Annotated in this window: 3 protein-coding genes; 1 reads left to right on the forward strand and 2 read right to left on the reverse strand. The window is 70.9% G+C overall.

From position 1 onward, the window contains the following. Positions 1–82: 82 nt before the first annotated feature. Positions 83–763, forward strand: a complete 681-nt coding sequence (locus BJF79_RS38335) for a hypothetical protein (RefSeq protein WP_143220767.1) — start codon at positions 83–85, stop codon at positions 761–763. Between the two features lie 43 nt (positions 764–806). Here BJF79_RS38335 and BJF79_RS38340 read toward each other — a convergent pair whose 3' ends face one another. Both BJF79_RS38340 and BJF79_RS38345 read right to left on the reverse strand, forming a co-directional pair. Next, positions 807–1031, reverse strand: a complete 225-nt coding sequence (locus BJF79_RS38340; protein ID WP_075904736.1) for a DUF3107 domain-containing protein — start codon at positions 1029–1031, stop codon at positions 807–809. Between the two features lie 113 nt (positions 1032–1144). Then, entirely contained in the window at positions 1145–1765 is a 621-nt protein-coding gene (locus BJF79_RS38345) for a TetR/AcrR family transcriptional regulator (RefSeq protein WP_075904738.1), read from the reverse strand. Positions 1766–2032: the final 267 nt, after the last annotated feature.

Consider the following 2032-nt stretch of genomic DNA (forward strand, 5'->3'; position numbering starts at 1 on the left):
CTACGCCGCCCGGTCGGACGGCGGCGGCACCGCGGCGGCGCCCGCCGCGTCCCCGTCGGCGCCGGGCCCGATCGTGCGGAAGGTGTCGGACAGCAGCACGCTCAGCGACCCGGCCGCGCGCATGACGGCGGAATTTCCGCAGTTCAGCGGGCTTCCGGCCGCCCTGGAATCGAAGATCAACAGCGCGATCCGGCGGCCTGTCATGGAATGGTTGCGCGAGGGCAACCAGGACGTTCTGGCTTTTCAGATCAACGAGCCCACGACCCCGTACACGGGGAGCGTCACGTACGACGTGGGGCTCAAGGGGCCCGACCTCTTCACCGTCCGCTACCGCTTCGGCGGGAGCGTGATGACCAAGAACTCCAGATACATTCAGATCGTCATCATCGACCTGAAGACCGGGCGAGTCCTGGAAACGGATGATCTGTTCCGTGCGGAGAAGCTCACGGCGGCCGGGATGAGCGGCTTCACCCGACTGCTCGGCCGCCGCCTTCCCGCCGGCCGCGAACGCACCGGCGATGCCTGTGACGTGGGCGGGCCGTACTCGTCGGGGACGGAGGACGTGCCGCTCGAACACGTATACGACGGGTACCTGTACGCGATGCCGACCCGGCAGGGGATCGAGTTCTACCCTCCGCTTCCCAGCATGGGGTACGGGATGCTCTGCGCCTGGACCATGTACCGCATCCCATACCGGGACCTGGGGGAGTTCATCCGGCCCGAGGTTTTCCGTGCCGCCGGGGTGCCGGTGCCGCCGCGGTGACCGGGGCCGGTCCCCGTGACCGGCGGCAGTCCCCGTGACCGGGTCAGCTGCCGAAGCCGACGCTGCGCTGCTCGTCCTCGGCGATCTCGAGGTAGCCGACGCTGCGGGCCGGGACGACGACGCGCCCGGCGCGGCGGTCACGCAGGACGAGGACGCCGTTGTCCACGGCGAGCGCGTCGGCCAGCGACTTCTCGATCTCGTCGGCGGACTGCGCGGTCTCGACCACGAGTTCCTTGGGCACGGACTGCACGCCGATGCGAACCTGCACGTGATGCTCCCGTCTCGACCGGCTCGCCGACGCCCGGCGGCCCCGTACCCGATGGTCGCACGGAGATCGTCCTCCGCGCGGCCGGAGCGGTTGCGCCCCGAGTGAAACCCGGGTCAGGTCGTCCGGGGGAAGCCGGAGATCCCGCGCCAGGCGAGCCGCGCGATGATCTTCTCGGCGGTGTCCTTGGGGATCGCCCGGTGCTGCGACAGCCAGTAGCGGGCGCTGACCTCGGCCATGCCGACCAGGCCCATGCCGAGCAGGTGCGCCTCGTCCCGGGGGGCGTCGGTGTCCTCGGCGATGACCTGGGCGATCATCTCGGCGCACTGCTGGTTGGCGCGGTCGACGCGGGCCCGGACGGGCGCGACGTTGCGCAGGTCGGACTCGAACACGAGCCGGTACGCCTCGCCGTCGCCCGCGACGAAGTCGTAGAACGCCTGCATGCTGGCCTGCACCCGCAGCTTGTTGTCCGTGGTGGACTCCAGCGCGTCGCGGACGGTCTTCACGAGGCTCTCGGCGTGCTCGTCGAGCAGCGCCAGGTACAGCTCCAGCTTGCCCGGGAAGTGCTGGTAGAGGACGGGCTTGCTGACGCCTGCGCGTTCGGCGATCTCGTCCATGGCCGCCGCGTGGTACCCCTGCGCGACGAACACCTCCTGGGCCGCGCCGAGGAGTTGCCTACGGCGCGCCAGTCGCGGCAGTCGTGTGCCACGGGGGCGGGCGTCCGGGGTCGCGGTCACCACACTCTCCGATCAACCGAATCAGTGCGACGGGTAAGGGTGTCCGTCGCGGGGAGACAATCCCATCATCCTACGCGCCGGTAACCTCGCGGGTCACCAACAAAGCCGACGTCGTCCCTGCACGCAGGCCAGTGTATTTGTGTTTCGGCCCAGGCGGGTGCTTCGGTCGGCCTGCGCTCGCAGAGCTCGCTCCGGCCGCCCGGGGCGCGCCGGCCGGGGCGCGGCGGGCGTCGCGCGGCGGGCGGCTGGCGTCGCGCGGTGGGCGGT

This window comes from Actinomadura sp. CNU-125 (assembly GCF_001942465.1).
Taxonomy (GTDB): Bacteria; Actinomycetota; Actinomycetes; order Streptosporangiales; family Streptosporangiaceae; genus Spirillospora.